17 protein-coding genes are annotated in these 18,079 nt (G+C 70.3%); 13 read left to right on the plus strand and 4 right to left on the minus strand.

Translation table 11 applies throughout. From position 1 onward, the window contains the following. Positions 1–962: 962 nt before the first annotated feature. Positions 963–3,710 carry a pyruvate dehydrogenase (acetyl-transferring), homodimeric type gene (gene aceE, locus HNR40_RS48895; RefSeq protein WP_184974331.1) on the plus strand — a complete coding sequence of 916 codons (2,748 nt, stop codon included), beginning with the start codon at positions 963–965 and terminating at the stop codon, positions 3,708–3,710. Between the two features lie 170 nt (positions 3,711–3,880). Then, positions 3,881–5,368, plus strand: coding sequence for an alpha/beta hydrolase (locus HNR40_RS48900; RefSeq protein ID WP_184974332.1), 1,488 nt, complete (start codon positions 3,881–3,883; stop codon positions 5,366–5,368). A 120-nt stretch (positions 5,369–5,488) separates the two neighbouring features. Here the strand turns inward: HNR40_RS48900 and HNR40_RS48905 are convergent, their stop codons facing one another. From HNR40_RS48905 to HNR40_RS48915, 3 genes are all read right to left on the minus strand, one after another. Next, positions 5,489–5,851: a VOC family protein gene (locus HNR40_RS48905; protein WP_221341756.1), complete on the minus strand. Its 363-nt coding sequence runs from the start codon at positions 5,849–5,851 to the stop codon at positions 5,489–5,491. Positions 5,852–5,928: 77 nt separating this feature from the next. After that, a complete protein-coding gene (locus HNR40_RS48910) occupies positions 5,929–6,657 on the minus strand; it encodes a helix-turn-helix transcriptional regulator (protein ID WP_184974336.1) in 729 nt (242 codons plus the stop codon). 68 nt (positions 6,658–6,725) lie between these two features. Continuing rightward, positions 6,726–7,745, minus strand: coding sequence for a PHP domain-containing protein (locus HNR40_RS48915; RefSeq protein WP_184974338.1), 1,020 nt, complete (start codon positions 7,743–7,745; stop codon positions 6,726–6,728). A 157-nt stretch (positions 7,746–7,902) separates the two neighbouring features. On the opposite strand from HNR40_RS48915, the gene HNR40_RS48920 reads away from it, so the two are divergent. The 10 genes from HNR40_RS48920 (at position 7,903) to HNR40_RS48965 (ending at position 16,179) form a co-directional block, all read left to right on the plus strand. Then, positions 7,903–8,235, plus strand: coding sequence for a hypothetical protein (locus HNR40_RS48920; RefSeq protein WP_312896823.1), 333 nt, complete (start codon positions 7,903–7,905; stop codon positions 8,233–8,235). Between the two features lies 1 nt (position 8,236). Further along, entirely contained in the window at positions 8,237–8,419 is a 183-nt protein-coding gene (locus tag HNR40_RS48925; protein WP_184974342.1) for a hypothetical protein, read from the plus strand. Between the two features lie 4 nt (positions 8,420–8,423). Next, positions 8,424–9,569, plus strand: a complete 1,146-nt coding sequence (locus HNR40_RS48930) for a glutathionylspermidine synthase family protein (RefSeq protein ID WP_184974344.1) — start codon at positions 8,424–8,426, stop codon at positions 9,567–9,569. A 1-nt stretch (position 9,570) separates the two neighbouring features. After that, complete coding sequence (locus HNR40_RS57695) at positions 9,571–10,002, plus strand: DUF350 domain-containing protein (RefSeq protein WP_184974346.1); 432 nt, start codon at positions 9,571–9,573, stop codon at positions 10,000–10,002. A 64-nt stretch (positions 10,003–10,066) separates the two neighbouring features. Beyond that, positions 10,067–11,191 carry a PucR family transcriptional regulator gene (locus HNR40_RS48940; RefSeq protein ID WP_184974587.1) on the plus strand — a complete coding sequence of 375 codons (1,125 nt, stop codon included), beginning with the start codon at positions 10,067–10,069 and terminating at the stop codon, positions 11,189–11,191. 103 nt (positions 11,192–11,294) lie between these two features. After that, complete coding sequence (locus tag HNR40_RS55775; RefSeq protein ID WP_184974348.1) at positions 11,295–12,191, plus strand: ACP S-malonyltransferase; 897 nt, start codon at positions 11,295–11,297, stop codon at positions 12,189–12,191. Beyond that, positions 12,188–13,144, plus strand: a complete 957-nt coding sequence (locus HNR40_RS48950) for a beta-ketoacyl-ACP synthase III (protein ID WP_184974350.1) — start codon at positions 12,188–12,190, stop codon at positions 13,142–13,144. Before HNR40_RS55775 ends, HNR40_RS48950 begins: the two co-directional genes overlap by 4 nt. A gap of 92 nt (positions 13,145–13,236) precedes the next feature. Next, positions 13,237–13,473, plus strand: coding sequence for an acyl carrier protein (locus tag HNR40_RS48955; protein WP_184974352.1), 237 nt, complete (start codon positions 13,237–13,239; stop codon positions 13,471–13,473). A 38-nt stretch (positions 13,474–13,511) separates the two neighbouring features. Then, a complete protein-coding gene (gene fabF, locus HNR40_RS48960; RefSeq protein WP_184974354.1) occupies positions 13,512–14,744 on the plus strand; it encodes a beta-ketoacyl-ACP synthase II in 1,233 nt (410 codons plus the stop codon). A gap of 10 nt (positions 14,745–14,754) precedes the next feature. Further along, the gene (locus HNR40_RS48965; RefSeq protein WP_184974356.1) at positions 14,755–16,179 is read left to right on the plus strand and encodes an acyl-CoA carboxylase subunit beta; all 1,425 of its coding nucleotides are present in this window, start codon (positions 14,755–14,757) and stop codon (positions 16,177–16,179) included. 211 nt (positions 16,180–16,390) lie between these two features. Here HNR40_RS48965 and HNR40_RS48970 read toward each other — a convergent pair whose 3' ends face one another. Then, positions 16,391–16,885 carry a DUF3145 domain-containing protein gene (locus HNR40_RS48970; protein ID WP_184974358.1) on the minus strand — a complete coding sequence of 165 codons (495 nt, stop codon included), beginning with the start codon at positions 16,883–16,885 and terminating at the stop codon, positions 16,391–16,393. A gap of 175 nt (positions 16,886–17,060) precedes the next feature. Here HNR40_RS48970 and HNR40_RS48975 point away from each other — a divergent pair, with 175 nt between their 5' ends. Further along, positions 17,061–18,065: a S8 family peptidase gene (locus HNR40_RS48975; RefSeq protein ID WP_184974360.1), complete on the plus strand. Its 1,005-nt coding sequence runs from the start codon at positions 17,061–17,063 to the stop codon at positions 18,063–18,065. Positions 18,066–18,079: the final 14 nt, after the last annotated feature.

Here is an 18,079-nt window from a genome sequence, read left to right on the forward strand (position 1 = left end):
GTTCAGTTCTGTCGTCACAAACAGATCTTGGACACCCTCACTGCATGCCCGCAGCCGATCAACGAACCTCAGCCCTTGGAATCAACCATCTAGCTGCCCAAGCTGGCTCCCGGGGCTTCGGTGGGCCGACTGGGCGCCGTACAGGGGCGCCGGGCTCCGCCGTACCCCATCTCACCGACGCGGCGCCTGACAAGCGCAGGGGTGGCGCGACGCGCCTCGCCCGCCGCGCACGTGGGGGTGGCGGGCCCTGCGCGCGGCGCCCAGCCCGCACGTGGGGTCGCGCCCGGCGCACAGCGCCCGCAGGGGCTCGGCGCGTGGGCCCGCCCCGCGCGTGGGAGCGCGGCGGACGCGGGGAGCGCGGCGAGCGGGAGGCGCGGCACGTGCCGGAGGAGCGCCGCGTGCGGGGGCGCTGGGATCGCGCGGGGGCGCGGGTTCGCGCGGAGGGCGCGGCGCGCGCGGGGGCGGGGTGCGCGCGGGGGCGGGGTGCGCGCGGGGGCGGGGTGCGTGGGGGCGCGGTGCGTGCGGGGGGTTGGGGTGGGACGTCGGACCGGTTGTGGGGGTTCGAGGGGGGGCCTGATCGGGGCACCAGTGGTTCCCCAGGCTCGCGCTATCTCCCAGGGGTAGACAGGAAGGGTGCGTCCACCACCACGGTGTTGGTTTTGGGCGGGCGGCGGACCGGAAAGGGGGTGTTCTAAGCTCTGCGCGGATACCCGGTGAGGGCCATACCGAATCGGGGTGGCAAATCGGGAAATCTCGTAGCTTTTCTAGTCTTGTTAAATTGGCATGCCGATGTAACCTGTGGTGGCGATTCGTCCTACCATCGGTGGTCTAGGCCACCCCTTGGGTCCCTGCCAGCAGGGACGTCCTGGTTACTCGTGAGTAGAGATGCACTTTCTACGGCAAGCGACCAGGATGGAAGGCGACCCACGACCCAGACATCAGACCTCGGAAGGCGAGACCCAGTGGCTTCCGGACGCCAGCGTTTCTCGATCATCAGCGACGGCCTACCCAGCCAGCTGCCTGATGTCGACCCCAGCGAGACCAACGAGTGGCTCGAGTCGCTCGACAACGTCGTCAAGGCGGAGGGCCGCACCCGCGCCCGCTACCTGATGCTCCGCATGCTGGAGCGCGCCCGCGAGCACCAGGTCGGCGTGCCGGGCCTGCGCAGCACCGACTACCTCAACACGATCCCGCCGGAGCGCGAACCCTGGTTCCCCGGCGACGAGCACGTCGAGCGCCGCATCCGGGCTTACATCCGGTGGAACGCGGCGGTCATGGTCTCCCGTGCCAACGCGCGCACCAACGTGGGCGGCCACATCGCCACCTACGCCTCGGCCGCCTCCCTGTACGAGGTGGGCTTCAACCACTTCTTCCGCGGCAAGGACCACGGCGAGTCGGGCGACCAGGTCTTCTTCCAGGGACACGCCGCGCCGGGCATCTACGCCCGCGCCTTCCTGGAGGGCCGGCTCAACGAGGCCCAGCTCGACGCGTTCCGCCAGGAGCTGAGCCACGGCTTCCACGGCCTGCCCTCCTACCCGCACCCGCGGCTCATGCCGGACTTCTGGGAGTTCCCGACGGTCTCCATGGGTCTGGGCCCGATCAGCGCGATCTACCAGGCACGGTTCAACCGCTACCTGCTCAACCGCCAGATCAAGGACACCAGCCGCAGCCACGTCTGGGCCTTCCTGGGCGACGGCGAGATGGACGAGCCCGAGTCGCTCGGCGCGATCGGCCTGGCCGCGCGCGAGGAGCTCGACAACCTCACGTTCGTCATCAACTGCAACCTGCAGCGCCTCGACGGCCCGGTACGCGGCAACGGCAAGATCATCCAGGAGCTGGAGTCGTACTTCCGCGGCGCCGGCTGGAACGTCATCAAGGTCGTCTGGGGCCGCGACTGGGACCCGCTGCTGGCCGCCGACGTCGACGGCGTGCTGGTCAACCAGATGAACACGACGCCTGACGGCCAGTTCCAGACGTACTCGGTCGAGTCGGGCGAGTACATCCGCGAGCACTTCTTCGGCGGCGACCCGCGCCTGCGCAAGATGGTCGAGCACCTGACCGACGACGACATCCGCAAGCTGTCGCGCGGCGGCCACGACTACCGCAAGGTCTACGCGGCGTTCAAGGCGGCCCGCGAGCACGTCGGCCAGCCGACGGTCATCCTGGCCCAGACCATCAAGGGCTGGACTCTCGGCAAGGACTTCGAGGCGCGCAACGCCACGCACCAGATGAAGAAGATGACCAAGGCCGAGCTCAAGGAGTTCCGGGATCGGCTGTATCTGCCGATCCCGGACTCGGCCCTGGAAGGCGACCTGCCGCCGTACTTCCACCCGGGCGAGAACGACCCGGAGATCGAGTACATGAAGGAGCGCCGCGCGGCGCTCGGCGGGGTGCTGCCCAAGCGGGTCCTGCGCGCCAAGCCGGTCAGGCTGCCCGGCGACGAGGTCTACCAGCAGTTCTCCAAGGGTTCGGGCAAGCAGCAGGTGGCCACCACGATGGCCTTCGTCCGCCTGCTCAAGGACCTCATGCGCGACAAGGAGATCGGCAAGCGGTTCGTGCCGATCATCCCGGACGAGGCGCGCACGTTCGGCATGGACGCCATGTTCCCGAGCGCCAAGATCTACAACCCGCACGGCCAGACCTACGAGGCCGTGGACCGGGAGCTGCTGCTGTCCTACAAGGAGTCGGAGCAGGGCCAGATCCTGCACGAGGGCATCAACGAGGCCGGTTCGATGGCCTCGGCCACGGCGGTCGGCACGTCGTACGCCACGCACGGCGAGCACATGATCCCGATCTACATCTTCTACTCCATGTTCGGCTGGCAGCGCACCGGCGACCAGATGTGGCAGATGGCCGACCAGATGACGCGCGGCTTCCTGCTGGGCGCCACCGCCGGCCGCACCACGCTGAACGGCGAGGGCCTGCAGCACGAGGACGGCCACACGCCGCTCATCGCCTCGACGAACCCGGCCGCCGTCTCCTACGACCCGAGCTGGGCCTACGAGACCGCGTACATCGTCAAGGAGGGTCTGCGCCGGATGTACGGCGAGGAGCAGGAGAACGTCTTCTACTACCTCACCGTCTACAACGAGCCCTACATCCAGCCCGCCGAGCCGGCGAACCTCGACATCGAGGGGCTGCTCAAGGGGCTTTACAAGTTCGCCGAGGGGCCGCAGACGCAGGGGCCGAAGGCCAACATCCTGTCCTCGGGCGTGGCGGGGCCGTGGGCCATGGAGGCCCAGCGCCTGCTGGCCGAGGAGTGGGGCGTGTCGGCCGACGTCTGGTCGGCGACCTCCTGGACGGAGCTACGCCGCGACGCGCTGGCCTGCGAGGAGCACAACCTGCTCAACCCGGACGCCGAGCAGCGCGTGCCGTACGTCACGCAGAAGCTGTCCGGGGCGCAGGGGCCGTTCGTGGGCGTCAGCGACTACATGAAGGCCGTGCAGGACCAGATCGCGCAGTGGGTGCCGGGTGACTGGAGCTCGCTGGGCACCGACGGGTTCGGGCTGTCCGACACGCGCTCGGCGCTGCGCCGCCACTTCCACGTGGACGCGGCCTCGATCACGCTGGCCGTGCTCACGCGGCTCGTCAAGCGCGGCGAGCTCGACGGCGAGGTGCTGCGCGAGGCGATCGCCCGCTACCACCTGAAGAACGGCGTCACCGAGGCCGGTGGCGCGGAGAGCAACGACGCCGAGTCCATGGGCGTCTGACGACGATCTGGCGCTCCCGGGAAATTTTTTCCCGGGAGCGCCGTCATATTCGGCCGTCACCTTCGTGAGAGAAGATGAGGCGGCACGTTCAGGAGGGGTGCGTGCCGCCTCTCCTTTTTCGCGTATTGTGGGCTCTACTTCCCCCTTGCGACACGAGGGGAATGCCTTATATGCGCCGTGTTCTTGCCGTCGTCACGTTCTCCGTGCTGGCCACGTCCTGTACCAGCACCGCGGAACCGCAGGCCGTCGCGCCCCCGGAGAAGATCAACTGGGGTGCCTGCACGGACATCGTCCGTCCCGATGGCCAGCCGCCCGCCAAGGAAGACGCCACCCAGCAGTGCGGCAAACTGTCCGTCCCGCTCGACTACGCCAAGCCGGACGGCGACAAGCTGGACATCGCGATGATCCGCGTCCCGGCCACCGACAAAGCCAACCGGATCGGCTCGCTCCTGTTCAACTTCGGCGGCCCCGGCGGCTCCGGCGTCGACACGCTGGCCCAGGCGGCCAAGTCGTTCGGCACCCTGAGCGCCCGCTACGACCTGGTCAGCTTCGATCCCCGCGGCGTCGAGCGCAGCTCCGGCGTGCGCTGCGGCGACAGCGCGGAGATGGACACGTTCACCTCCATGAACACGCTGCCCGCCAACGCGGAGACGACCGCGGCCAGCCAGAAGGCCAACAAGAAGTTCGCCAGCCTGTGCGAACAGGACTCCGGCAAGATCCTGCCGTTCGTCGGCACCGTCAGCGCCGCCCGCGACATGGACCGCATGCGCGCCTCGCTCGGCGACGCGCAGCTCAACTACCTCGGCATGTCGTACGGCACGCTCCTCGGCGGCGTCTACGCCACCCTGTTCCCCAAGAACGTCGGCCGGATGGTCCTGGACGCGCCCCTCGACCCGACCGTCACCTTCGAACAGCGCACCCTCGTGCAGACCGCCGGATTCCAGAAGGCGTACGAGAGCTTCCTGAAGGCGTGCGTGAAGGAGGGCTGCGAGATCGGCGGCAGCGTCGAGGCGGGCAACAAGAACGTGGACCGGCTCATGACCGAGCTGTCGGAGAAGCCGATCAAGGTCGGCGACCGCGACCTCACCCAGGGCCTGGCCTCGACCGGCGTGGCCGCGGCGCTCTACTCCGAGCTGACCTGGCCCTTCCTGGAGACCGCGGTCAGCCAGGCCATGAAGGGCGAGGGCGAGGCGCTCATGTACCTCGCCGACTCCTACACGGGCCGCACGCCCGACGGCAAGTACACCACCCAGATGACCAGCTTCCCCGCCATCACCTGCGTCGACAGCGCGGAGCGCCCGGACGCGGCGACGCTGGACCGGACCGAGGCGGCGGCGCTGAAGATCTCGCCGCTGTTCGGGAGCGCGGGGGCCGGGCAGCTCTGCTCGATCTGGCCGGTGGCGGGCAGCGACGAGGCCAGGCACGTGGACGCCACCGGGTCGGGGCCCATCCTGGTGGTGGGCGGGAAGGGCGACCCGGCGACGCCGTACGAGTGGGCGCCCAAGCTCACCGAGCAGCTCAAGACCGCCACGCTCGTCACCTACACGGGTGAGGGGCACGGGGCCTACCTGTCGGGCAGCCAGTGCGTCAAGGGCATCGTGGACGGCTATCTGCTGCAGGGCACGGTCCCGCAGAAGAACGCGACCTGCGAGCGGTAGCGCATGGCCCTGGGCGCGCCGCCGTTCGGCGGGAGGCGGCGTGCCCAGGGCGGGTGGTGACCGGCGCGGCCGGCCGGGCGGGGCGGCGGGGGAAGCGCCGCGGAATGCCCGGCCGTCGCGTCAGCCCCTCTGGCGGAACACCCCGAACTGGTTGCCCGAGGTGTCCCGCAGGTAGGCGAAGTCGGTGCCCATGCCGTCGTCGATGACCTTGGTGACGACCTTGCCGCCCAGCGACTCGGCCTGAGCGCAGGCGGCCTCGACGTCGGCGACCTGGACGTGGAAGACCGCGTGGGCGGGGAAGTCGCCCTTGGTGTTGAACAGGCCGCCGGAGGGCCGCTCGGCCCCGGCGGAGCTGATCATGCGGTAGTCCATCGCGTCGCCCCCGCCGGGCGTGAACGTCCATCCGAACAGCCCGCCGTAGAAGCGCTCTGCTCCGTCGGGGTCGTCGGTGGCCACCTCGAACCAGGTGACGGTGTTATCCACGTTGTCCTCCTCTGTCTTTCGAACAAGACAACGATAAATCATGGGGGCGACAACCCTATGTCGGTGTTTTCGAATGATTAATCGATCACCGTGCCTCGGACGAGCATCTCCGGCACGTCCGTGTCGAAGCCTTCGAGCGGCCGCTCCGGCGCCTTCTCCGTCGTGACCGAGGCGGCCGAGATGCGGTCGAGGCGGAAGACCCGTACGTCGTCGCGGAGCCTGCACCAGGCCACCAGATACCAGAAGCCGCCCCGGCCGCCCAGGAACACCCCCGGCTCCACCTCACGGGTGGTCAGGGCGCCCTTCTTGTCGACGTAGTCGAGGCTGAGCACGCGCCGGCGCAGCAGCGCGTCCTCGATGGCGCGCGAGACGCCCTCGCCGCCGAGCGGCAGGATCTCCTCGGGCGGGTCGGCGGGCGCCATCAGCCGCACCCGCCGGGCCAGCTCCCTGGCCAGCTCGCCCTCGGGCCCCGGCATGGCGGCCACGACCTTGCGCAGCGCGCTGCGGGCCTGCTGGGCGAAGGGCTGGTCGTCACCGGCGCGGCTTAACGCCACGGCTATCGCGACGGCCTCCGACGGGCTGAAGTTGAGCGGCGGCAGCGACATCTTCTTGTCGATCGCGTAGCCGCCCTTGCGGCCGGTCGAGGCGAAGATGGGCACGCCGGACTCCTGCAGCGCCAGGATGTCGCGCTCGATGGTGCGCGCGCTCACCTCGAACCGCTTGGCCAGCTCCCTCGCCGAACGGGATCTGGGGGCGATCGCGCGCAGGTCTTCAACCAGGGCGTAGAGCCGATCAGTCCGGTTCACGATCTCGACGCTACGCCGCAGCACCGACAAACACGGGGTTTCCGCACGTGGGGCAGGTTCTTCTGTCCTCACCGCCAGGTGGACAGCAGCCGATCCAGCGGCCACGTGTTGACGATGCGCTCGGGCTCGATCCCGCACAGCGCCGCCCGCTCACACCCGAACCGCTGCCAGTCGAGCTGACCGGGCGCGTGCGCGTCGGAGTCGATCGAGAACAGACACCCCCACTCGTACGCCTGCCGCATCAGCCGCTTGGGCGGGTCCAGCCGGTCGGGCCGCGAGTTGATCTCCACCGCCACCCCGAACTGCCTGCACGCCTCGAACACCAGCTCCGCGTCGAACTCCGACTCCGGCCGCAGCCCGCCCCGCTTGGTCCCGGCCTTGACGATCCGGCCCGTGCAGTGGCCGAGCACGTCCACGTTCGGGTTGGCGATGGCGGTGACCATCCTGCGGGTCATCTCGTAGCGGTTCATGCGCAGCTTGGAGTGCACGCTGGCCACCACGACGTCCAGCCGCTCCAGCAGCTCGGGCTCCTGGTCGAGGGTGCCGTCGGGGTTGATGTCCACCTCGATGCCGGTCAGCACGCGAAACGGCGCGAGCTCCTCGTTGAGCCGGGCCACCAGGTCGAGCTGGCGCTTCAGCCGGGCCGGCGACAGGCCGTTGGCGATGGCGAGGCGGGGCGAGTGGTCGGTCAGCGCCAGGTACTCGTGGCCGAGCGACTTGGCCGCGGCCGCCATCTCCTCGACCGGCGAGCCGCCGTCGGACCAGTCGGAGTGGCTGTGCAGGTCGCCTTTGAGCGCGGCGCGCAGGGCGGCGGTGTCGGCGTCCAGGTCGCTGCCCTCGGTGGCCTGCAGACGCCTCAGGTAGGTGGGCGTCTGCCCGGCGAGCGCCTCGGTGACGGCCAGCGCGGTGACCTTGCCGATGCCGGGAAGGCCGGCGAGGGCTCCCGACTCGGCCAGCCGTACCAGCTCGTCGGGGGGCAGGTCGGCGACGACGGCGGCGGCGCGGCGGAAGGCGCGCACGCGATAGGTCGGCTCGCCCGCGCGCTCCAGCAGAAAGGCGATGTCCCGTAGGGCCTGCACCGGTTCCATGGGTAGACAAATACCCCAACCTGGGGCTCAAGCGTTTTGAAAGCGATGACTTATAGAGATTGAAGCGGACAAACAGCATCGATAGGCTTACTGGCCACCATAGATCTGGAGTTCGATGACCGCCCCGCCAGCCGCCCGCTCAGGTAAATCCTCCAAGGTGATCACACTGACCGTGATCGGCATCGTGTCGGTCGTGGTGGTCGGCTACTGCGCGGCTCAGGGCGACGACGACGTGACCGCCGACTGCGTCGAGGCAACCAGCCTGAACAGCGGCTCCTTCGAGGTCGTGGACGACGACTACTGCGACGACGACCACTACTCGTCGGGCGGCGCCTACCGCGCCTACCACTGGTACTACGGCGGCACCCGCAACGGCGCCCTGGTCCACGGCGGCAGCACGATCCGGCCCTCCAACGTCACGATCAGCAGCCGCGACGGCAAGTCCATCCAGCGCGGCGGCTTCGGCAGCCGCTGGAGCGGGGGCAGTTGAGGTGACCGGGCGCCCGGCCTCCCAGAACGTCCCGATCGGCGCGGTGGCCACGCTTTCGGCGCTGACGCTCGGGGCCTGTGGACAGCGGGTGTACGAGCGGTCGCCCGTGACCGTCCACGAGGACGACAAGCCGGGCCGGATCTCGCGCGACGGCTCCGGCGGGCGTACGACGGTGGGAGGCTGACGCGGTGCGACGCGAGACGGGCACGCCCCGCGACGGGTGGGAGAAGACGATCGAGAGCCAGGGCCTGGCCTACCACCGGGCCGCGCACCCGGCCGGACTGAGCCGGCCCTACTGGGACGAGTCCGCCCACTACGTCTTCACCATGGACGAGGTCCTGGAGCTGGAGTCGCAGGTCGAGGAGCTCCACCAGATGTGCCTGCGCGCGGTCGAGCACGTGGTCTCGACCGGCCGCTACGCCGACTTCGCCATTCCCGAGTGGGCGCACGAGGAGGTCGCCCGCTCGTGGGAGCGGCGTGACGATCACCTGTACGCCCGCTTCGACCTGCGCTACGACGGGACGGGCCCGGCCAAGCTGCTGGAGTACAACGCCGACACGCCCACCTCGCTGGTGGAGTCGTCGGTGGTGCAGTGGTTCTGGCTGAAGGACACCCACCCCGACGACGACCAGTGGAACTCCGTCCACGAGCGGCTCATCGACCGCTGGAAGGAGCTACGGCTGCCGCCCGGCCCCACCCACTTCGCCTGGACCAACAGGGACGAGACGGGCGAGGAGGCCATGACGCTGGCCTACCTGCAGGAGACCGCCGAGCAGGCCGGACGTGCCACCGTCGCGATCGCCATGGAGGACATCGGCTGGGACGACGCCGGCCGCCGCTTCGTGGACCTGGAGCAGCGGTGGATCCGGTCGGCGTTCAAACTGTATCCGTGGGAGTGGATGCTGGCCGACGACTTCGGCAGGCACGCGGTACGGCACGCCACCTGGATCGAGCCCCTGTGGAAGACCCTGTTGTCGAACAAGGCGCTGCTGGCGCTCCTGTGGGAGCTCTACCCCGGCCACCCCAACCTGCTGCCGGCCTACCTCGACGGGCCGCGCGAGATGTCGTCCTACATCGCCAAGCCGCTGCTCGGCAGGGAAGGCGCCTCGATGCGCATCGTGACCCCGACGGGCGGCCAGGAGACCACCGGGACCTACGGCGCCGAAGGCTACGTCTACCAGGGCTTCGAGGCCCTGCCCGTCTTCGACGGCCAGCGTCCCGTGCTGGGCGCCTGGGTCGTCGCCGACGAGTCGGCGGGCCTGGGCATCCGGGAGACCACCGGCTACATCACCGACGACACCTCCTCCTTCGTACCTCATCGGATAGCGAGCTGACGTGACCCTTCTCGAAACCCTCGCCCGCGGCGCCGGATTCATCGCCTCCTACGCCGCGCTCGGCGTCATCTTGATGATCGTCGGCTTCTACGTCATCGACCTGGCCATCCCCGGCAAGCTGAGCAAGATCATCAAGACCGACCGCAACCCCAACGCCACCCTCCTGACCACCTCGGGCCTGGCGGCGGTGGGCCTCATCGTGGCGGCCTCCATCTGGGCCTCGGGCGGCCGCCTCGTCGAGGGCCTGGCCACCACCGCGGTCTTCGGCCTGGTCGGCATCGCCGTACAGACGGTGGCGATGCTGGTGTTCGACAAGATTGTCGGCATCGAGGTGCGTGAGCTGGTCAAGGAGCCGGAGCTACAGCCCGGCGCGCGCCTGCTGGCGGTGACCCATCTGGCGATCGGCCTGATCACCGCCGTCGCGGTCATCTGAACCGACCTGGCACCCTAGAAGGGTGACGACCCGGGAAGACACCACACGGCGGCTCGAGCGCGCGATGGGCGCCCTCGGCACCGCGGCCATGGCGCGCATGGACGACCGGCTGCCCTGGTTCCGCGCGCTCAGCGCTGAGGACCGCTCCTGGGTCGGGCTGGTGGCGCAGGCGGGCATCGCCGCCTTCGTCGAGTGGTTCCAGCACGCCGACGAGAAACGCCCCACCCCCAGCATCGAGTTCTTCGGTACGGCTCCGCGCGAGCTCAAGCGGGTCATCTCGCTCCAGCAGACGGTCGACATCATCAGGGCCGTGGTCGAGGTCGTCGAGACGCAGACCGACCAGCTGGCCGCCCCCGGCGGCGAGGACCAGCTCCAGCAGGCCATGCTCCGCTACACGCGGGACGTGGCCTTCGCCGCCGCCCACGTCTACGCCCGTGAGGCCGAGGCCCGCGGCTCCTGGGACTCCCGCCTGGAGGCGCTGATCGTCGACGCCCTGGTGCGCGGCGAGGTCGACGACGGCCTCCACTCCTGGGCCGCCGCGCTCGGCTGGACCTCGTCCCCGGTCGTCGTCATCGCCGGGCGCGCCCCCGAGGGCGACCCGCGCGCGGTGATCGACGGGCTGCGCGAGAAGGGCCGCCGCATCGGCATGGACCTGCTCGCCGGGGTGCAGGCCGACCGGCTGATCGTGATCGTGGGCGGCGCCGAGGGCGTCGAGGAGGCGGCCAGGCCGGTCGTGGCCCGCTTCGGCGAGGGCCCGATCGTGATCGGCCCCGAGGTGCCGGACCTGCACGCCGCCGCCCGTTCGGCGAGCGCCGCGCTGGCCGGGCTCAAGGCCTCGTCGGGCTGGCCGGACGCGCCGCGGCCCGTACACGCCGAGGACCTGCTCGCGGAACGCGCGCTCGACGGCGACGACGACGCCAGGCGGCAGCTGGTGGAGAACGTCTACCTGCCGCTGGCCGGCACGCCGCTGCTCGACACCCTCGCCACCTACCTCGAACAGGGCACCTCGCTGGAGGCGACGGCCAGGCTGCTGTTCGTCCACCCCAACACCGTCCGATACCGGCTGAAGAAGATCACCGAACTCACCGGATACCAGCCGACCGAGGGCAGATCGGCCTTTACGCTGCAGGTCGGGCTCATCCTTGGACGCCTGTCGGAGAGCGCGGTAACCTGGCGAGCCCTAACGTAACGCAGCCGTAACCCCCACTGTAGGGTTCCTACAAAACCGCGTGGACAAAGTTCGTACGGATCTCCATCCGCGTGTCGAACCTCTACAGGGCATGGTGGATTTCGTGCTTGTACTCGTCGCTCCGGGCCAAGGCGCCCAGTCACCCGGCTTCCTCACACCCTGGCTTGAGCTGCCCGGACTCGCCGACCGCCTGGCCGCGTGGTCCGACGTCGCGGGCATCGACCTGATCGCCTACGGCACCACCGCCGGCGAGGACGAGATCAAGGACACCGCCGTCGCCCAGCCGCTGCTCGTGGCGACCGCACTGGCCTCGGCCGAGGCGCTCGGCGCCAGCCCCGACCTGCTGGCCGGCCACAGCGTCGGCGAGTTCGCCGCCGCCGCGCTCGCCGGGGTCCTCAGCGCCGAGCAAGCGCTCGACCTGGTCCGTGTACGCGCCCAGGCCATGGCCAAGGCCGCCGCCGTCACCGAGACCGGCATGACCGCCATCCTGGGCGGCGTGAAGGAAGAGGTCCTGGCCGCTCTTCAGGAGCACGGCCTGACCCCCGCCAACATCAACGGCGCCGGCCAGATCGTCGCCGGCGGAACACTCGAGCAACTCGCCGCGTTGAAGGAGCAGGCGCCGGCGCGCGCCCGGCTCATTCCGCTGAAGGTCGCCGGCGCGTTCCACACCAGCCACATGGCTTCGGCCGTGACCGCGATGCGCGAGAACGCCGCCGCGATCACCCCGGCCGACCCGCGGGTGAAACTTCTGTCGAACGCCGACGGACAGGTCGTCGCGGGTGGCGCCGACTTCGTCGAGCGGCTCATCAACCAGGTGAGCAACCCCGTCAGATGGGACTCCTGCATGGCCACGATGACCGAGCTCGGCGTCACCACGCTGATCGAGCTGCTGCCCGGCGGCACGCTGACCGGGCTGGCCAAGCGTGGCATGCGCGGCGTTCAGAACGTGGCGCTGAAGACTCCGGACGACCTCGACGCTGCCAGGGAGCTGATCAAGTGAGGATTCCCGACGCCGCACCGGGAGCCAGGATTCTGGCCTTCGGCCACTACCAGCCCGCCGGCATCGTCACCAACGACGACCTGGCCAAGACCATGGACACCAACGACGAGTGGATCCAGTCCAGGGTCGGCATCAAGGAGCGCCGGGTCGCCGGTGCCGAGGAGTCCCTGGAGGACATGGCCACCCAGGCCGGCGGCAAGGCCCTCGCGGCCAGCGGCCTGCCGGCCGACGAGATCGACCTGGTCATCGTCGCCACCTGCACCCTGGAGACCCAGATCCCCAACGCGGCCGCCATCGTGGCGCACCGCCTGGGCATCAGCTCGCCGGGCGCGTTCGACGTCAACGCCGCGTGCGCCGGCTTCTGCTACGCGCTGGCCACCGCCAGCGCCGCCGTCCGCGGCGGCGCCGCGCGCAACGTGCTGGTGATCGGCGCGGAGAAGCTCTCCCAGTGGGTCGACTGGACGGACCGCTCCACCGCCGTGATCTTCGCCGACGGCGCGGGCGCGGCCGTGGTGGGCCCGTCCGACGTGCCGCGCATCGGCCCCGTCGTCTGGGGCAGCTCGGGTGACAAGTCCGACGCGATCATCATCGACGAGCGCGACACGTTCCTGCGCCAGGAGGGCCAGACGGTTTTCCGCTGGGCGACCACGACTCTGCACCCGGTGGCCAAGGAGGCCTGCGAGCGGGCCGGGGTCGACCCGGCCGATCTGTCGGCCTTCGTCCCCCACCAGGCGAACCTGCGCATCATCGAGGCGATCGCCCGCAAGGTCGGCGCCCCTGACGCGGTCATCGCCCGCGACATCGTGACCGCGGGCAACACCTCGGCGGCCTCCGTCCCCATGGCGCTCTCGCGCATGATCGAGCGCGGGGAGGTCCGCTCCGGCGGGCTCGCCCTGCTGCTCGGGTTCGGCGCGGGGCTGACCTATGCGGGTCAGGTCATCGAGATTCCGTAGGATCCGGTACGGCTCCGCCGTACCGGCACGCGAAAGGCTTGTGCGGCGCTGCCGTACAGAATCCAAGAAAACTCAGAAGGAGAAGTAGCGACATGGCGACCGAGCAGGAGATCCTCGAAGGCCTCGGCAAGATCATCAACGAGATCACCGGCATCCCGGCCTCGGACGTGACTCCCGAGAAGAACTTCGTGGACGACCTCGACATCGACTCCCTGTCCATGGTCGAGATCGCCGTGGCCGCTCAGGACGAGTTCGGTGTGGAGATCCCCGACGACCAGCTCAAGAACCTGAAGACGGTCAAGGACGTCCTCACCTACATCCAGGGCTGAACCGCCCTCTTCCTCTGATCGACAAGGAGCGTAAACACGTGAGTGCAAACCGGGTACGTGTCGTCGTCACCGGGCTCGGCGCGACCACGCCCGTCGGTGGAGACGTCACCTCGACCTGGTCGGCGCTCCTCGCCGGTCAGTCTGGTGTGGAGACTCTCACCGAGGACTGGGTCGACCACGTCCCCGTGAAGTTCGCGGGCAAGGCGGCGGTCGACCCAGCCGAGGTCCTGCCCAGGCCCGAAGCCCGGCGGCTCGACCGCAGCGAGCAGTTCGCGCTCGTTGCCGCGCGTGAGGCGTGGCAGGACGCGGGCGCGCCCGAGATCGCTCCCGAGCGGCTCGGCGTCGTGGTCTCCAGCGGCATCGGCGGCATCAGCACCACCCTGTCCGCCTACGACACGTGGAAGGAGAAGGGCTGGAACCGCCTTTCGCCCTTCACCGTGCCGATGCTCATGCCCAACGGCCCCGCCGCGTGGATCGGCCTGGACCTCAAGGCCCAGGCCGGCGTGCACGCCACGGTGTCGGCCTGCGCCTCGGGCGCCGAGGCCATCGGTTACGCGATGGACATGATCCGCTCCGGCCGCGCCGACGTCGTCGTCGCCGGCGGCACCGAGGCCGCGATCCACGGCCTCAACATCGCCGCGTTCGCCGCCGCCCGCGCGATGTCCACGCGCAACGACGACCCGCAGGGCGCCTCGCGTCCCTGGGACCGCGCGCGTGACGGCTTCGTGCTCGGCGAGGGCGCCGGCATCGTGGTCCTGGAGTCGGAGGAGCACGCCCGCGCCCGCGGCGCGCGCGTCTACGCCTACGCCGCCGGCGTCGGCTACTCCGCCGACGCCCACCACATCACCCAGCCCGAGCCCGACGGCCGCGGCATCATCCAGGCGATGACCCAGGCCCTCGGCGACGCGGGCGTGAGCGGCCTGGACGTCAAGCACATCAACGCGCACGCCACCTCGACGCCCGCGGGCGACGTGGGCGAGGTCGTGGCCATCGCCAAGGCGATCGGCACCCACCCGCTGGTGACCTCGACCAAGTCGATGACCGGTCACCTGCTCGGCGGCGCCGGCGGCATCGAGTCCGTCTTCACGATCAAGGCCATGCGCGACCGCATCGTGCCGGCCACCATCAACCTCTCCGACGTCGACGACGGCATCGAAGTGGATCTCGTCTACGGCCAGAACCGCGCGCTGCCCGAAGGCGACATCGCCGCGGTGAACAACTCGTTCGGCTTCGGCGGCCACAACGTGACCGTCGTGTTCGCTTCGCACTGAGGAGTTCTCGATGACCGTGCTGGACAACCGGGTGGTGACGCATGGCTCCGATTCGGAGCCCGCTGATCCGCGCGACCCCTTCGTCCGTCTCACCGCACTCCTCGACGAGGGTTCGCTGCGGTTGATCACTCCTCAGGACAAGAGCGGCGTTCTGGCCGCCATGGGCCGCGTCGAGGGTGTCCCCGTCGTCGCGTTCTGCAGTGACGCCCGCTTCCAGGGCGGCGCGATGGGCAGCGAAGGCTGCGAGCACATCGTGCACGCCTACGACGTGGCCGTCCGTGAGCGGGTGCCGGTCCTCGGGATCTGGCACTCCGGTGGTGCGCGACTCGCCGAAGGCGTCGAGTCGCTGCACGCCGTCGGCCGGGTCTTCTTCGCGATGACCAAGGCCTCAGGCGTCGTCCCGCAGATCTCCGTCGTGGTCGGCGCCGCCGCCGGCGGCGCGGCCTACGGGCCCGCGCTGACCGACATCGTCATCCTGGCCGACCAGGGCCGGATCTTCGTAACCGGCCCGGACGTCGTCCGCAGCGTCACCGGCGAGGACGTCGACGCCGCCGCGCTGGGCGGCCCCGAGCCGCACAGCAAGCGCAGCGGCGTCGTGCACGTCGTCACCAAGACCGAGACCGAGGCGTACGTGAAGGCCCGCGAGCTGGCCTCACTCCTCGGCCACCAGGGACGGGTTCGCATGTCGAGCGTGGAGGAGGTGGACTTCAGCACGCTGCTGCCGGAGTCCCCCCGCCGCGCCTATGACGTCAAGCCGCTGGTCAACGACCTGCTGGACGAGCCGGGCGTCGAGCTGCACCCGAAGTGGGCGCCGAACGTGGTCACCTCGCTGGGCCGCCTGGGCGGCCGCACGGTAGGCGTGGTGGCGAACAACCCGCTGCGGCTGGGCGGCTGCCTCGACGCCACCTCTGCCGAAAAGGCCGCCCGATTCGTCCGCATGTGTGATGCTTTCGGGGTGCCGCTGGTCGTCCTCGTGGACGTCCCCGGCTACCTGCCCGGCGTCGGCCAGGAACACGACGGCGTGGTCCGCCGCGGCGCCAAGCTCCTGCACGCCTTCGCCGAAGCCTCCGTCCCGCGCGTGACTCTCGTGACCCGCAAGGCGTACGGCGGGGCCTACATCGCCATGAACTCCCGCGCCCTGGGCGCCACCAAGGTCTTCGCCTGGCCGACCACCGAGATCGCCGTCATGGGCCCGGTGGCCGCCATCCGCGTGCTCAAGCGCCGCGAACTGGCCGCCGCCTCCGACGAGGAACGGCCCGAGTTGGAGCAGCGGCTGGCCGAGGAGCACAAGAGGCTCGCGGGTGGCCTCGACCGGGCCCAGGACCTGGGCGTGATCGACGAGGTCATCAAGCCGGAGGAGACCCGCGGCGCCATCGCCAAGCTCCTCGCCCAGGCCACTCCGGCACGAGGGGCCCACGGGAACATCCCGCTGTAGCGGGTCCTGGCCGGGAGTAGCGGCGCCCTGGGGCGGAGCCTGTCGGCCGATCTGGTCGCTCGTGGTCATGACGTGGTCGTCGTGACCCGGCGGCTTTCGGGCGGCGGGCCCTACCGGATGGTGGGGTGGGACGGCGACCTCGCGTCCGAGCTGGGCTTCCAGTTACAGCACCCACCCTGAACCAAGCCCTGACCGGCCTGCTCCGGCCTTCCTAGACGGCGGCATGGAGCCAGCGGACCGGGGCGCCGTCGCCGGCGTAGCGGAACGGTTCGAGTTCCTCGTCCCACGGGCGGCCGAGCAGGAGGTCGAGTTCGTCCTCCAGGACCGTACGGCCCTGCGCGGACTTCATCATCGCCGCCCGCAGCCGGTCCTCCGGGATCATGATGTCGCCGGAGGCGCCGATCACCGCCGTGAAGGCGCCGAGGGTCGGGGTGTAGGCGTGGCGGGAGCCGTCGATGCCGGGCGAGGCGTCCTCGGTGCACTCGAACCGGATCCGCTGCCAGCCCATGAGTGAGGAGGCGATGGCCGCGGCGAAGCCCGGATGGCCTTCCCACTCCGCCTGTGCGCGGACGGAGTTGGGCGCGGCGGGTTGCGGCGTCCACGTCAGGTCTACGGGCACGCCAAGGATACCCGCGACCGCCCATTCAATGTGCGGGCACAGCGCAGGCTGAGCCGAGTGGACGTACAGCACGCCACGAGCAGACACCGGACCTCCCGTTTCGGTACGAGGTGCGCCTTCCCCAACGGCCTCGTCCCAGGATGATCACAAGTGACTAGGGAGAGACTACCGTCGGTCGCAATCCGACACCAGAGGGGGGCCATACCAAGTTGTTGCGGCGGTGGCACGTGACACCGCGCCCGGCGCGGAAAGATACCCGCTCATGGACATGCAATCTGCCGGGCAGGCCCTCATCCGGCCAGGTCAGCTCCTTGTCGACCGCGGCGCGACATCGGCGGCCGGCCGCTGGACGCAGGCCGTGGCGGAGGCCGACGGCGTGTGCGTCCTGCGCTTGACGCCGGGGGTGGATCCGTGCGAGCTGGCCCTGGACCTGCGCGGGCGGGGGCACCGGGCCTCGCCCAACCACGTCTTCGCCGGGCAGCCGTTGTTCTTCGGCGGACCGGCCTCGCGGCCGTTCCCGGCCGAGCCGGTGCCGTTCAGGCCGGGCGAGGAGCGCTCTCCCGTCGTGGTCGGGCTGCTGGACACGGGCGTGGCGCCGCACGCGTGGTGGTCGCGCGCCGAGTGGTACGGCGAGCTGGGCAAGGAGGCCGCCGACGCGAGCACGGGCAACCAGGCGGGACACGGGACGTTCATCGCCGGACTCCTGGTGCGCCGCGCGCCCGGCGTGGCGCTCAAGGTCTGCCGGGTGCTGGACGGCGACGGGCTCGGCGACGAGGCGGGCATCGTGCGGGCCCTGCACCGGCTGCGCTCGGCGCCGCGGCCCGTGGGGGTGCTGAACCTGTCGTTCGGCGGCCACACCTTCGACGACCAGCCGCCGCCGATGCTCGCCGACGCGCTGGGCGCGCTGCCGGACACGGTGGCGGTCGCCTGCGCCGGCAACACGGCCTGCGACCGCCCCTTCTGGCCGGCGGCGCTGCCGTCGGTGATCGGCGTGGGCGCGCTGGACGCCGGGGAGGAGCACCGCTCGCCGTTCTCCGCCCACGGACCCTGGGTGGACGCCTGCGCCAGAGGCGAATGGCTGGCGAGCAGCTATCCGGGTTTCGAGGGATACGCCACCTGGAGCGGCACATCCTTTGCCACGGCTCTGGTGGCGGGAGCGGTGGCCGCGCTGGCTCGGGAGGCGCCGGCCACGGAGGCGGCGGGTCAGATCTTGGCCGGGGACCGGCAAATTCCTGATCTGGGAGTCGTGGTTCCCGCGAGTCTGTAGAGTTTACGCTCAGT

Source organism: Nonomuraea endophytica, assembly GCF_014203235.1.
In the GTDB taxonomy this organism is placed as follows: Bacteria; Actinomycetota; Actinomycetes; order Streptosporangiales; family Streptosporangiaceae; genus Nonomuraea; species Nonomuraea endophytica.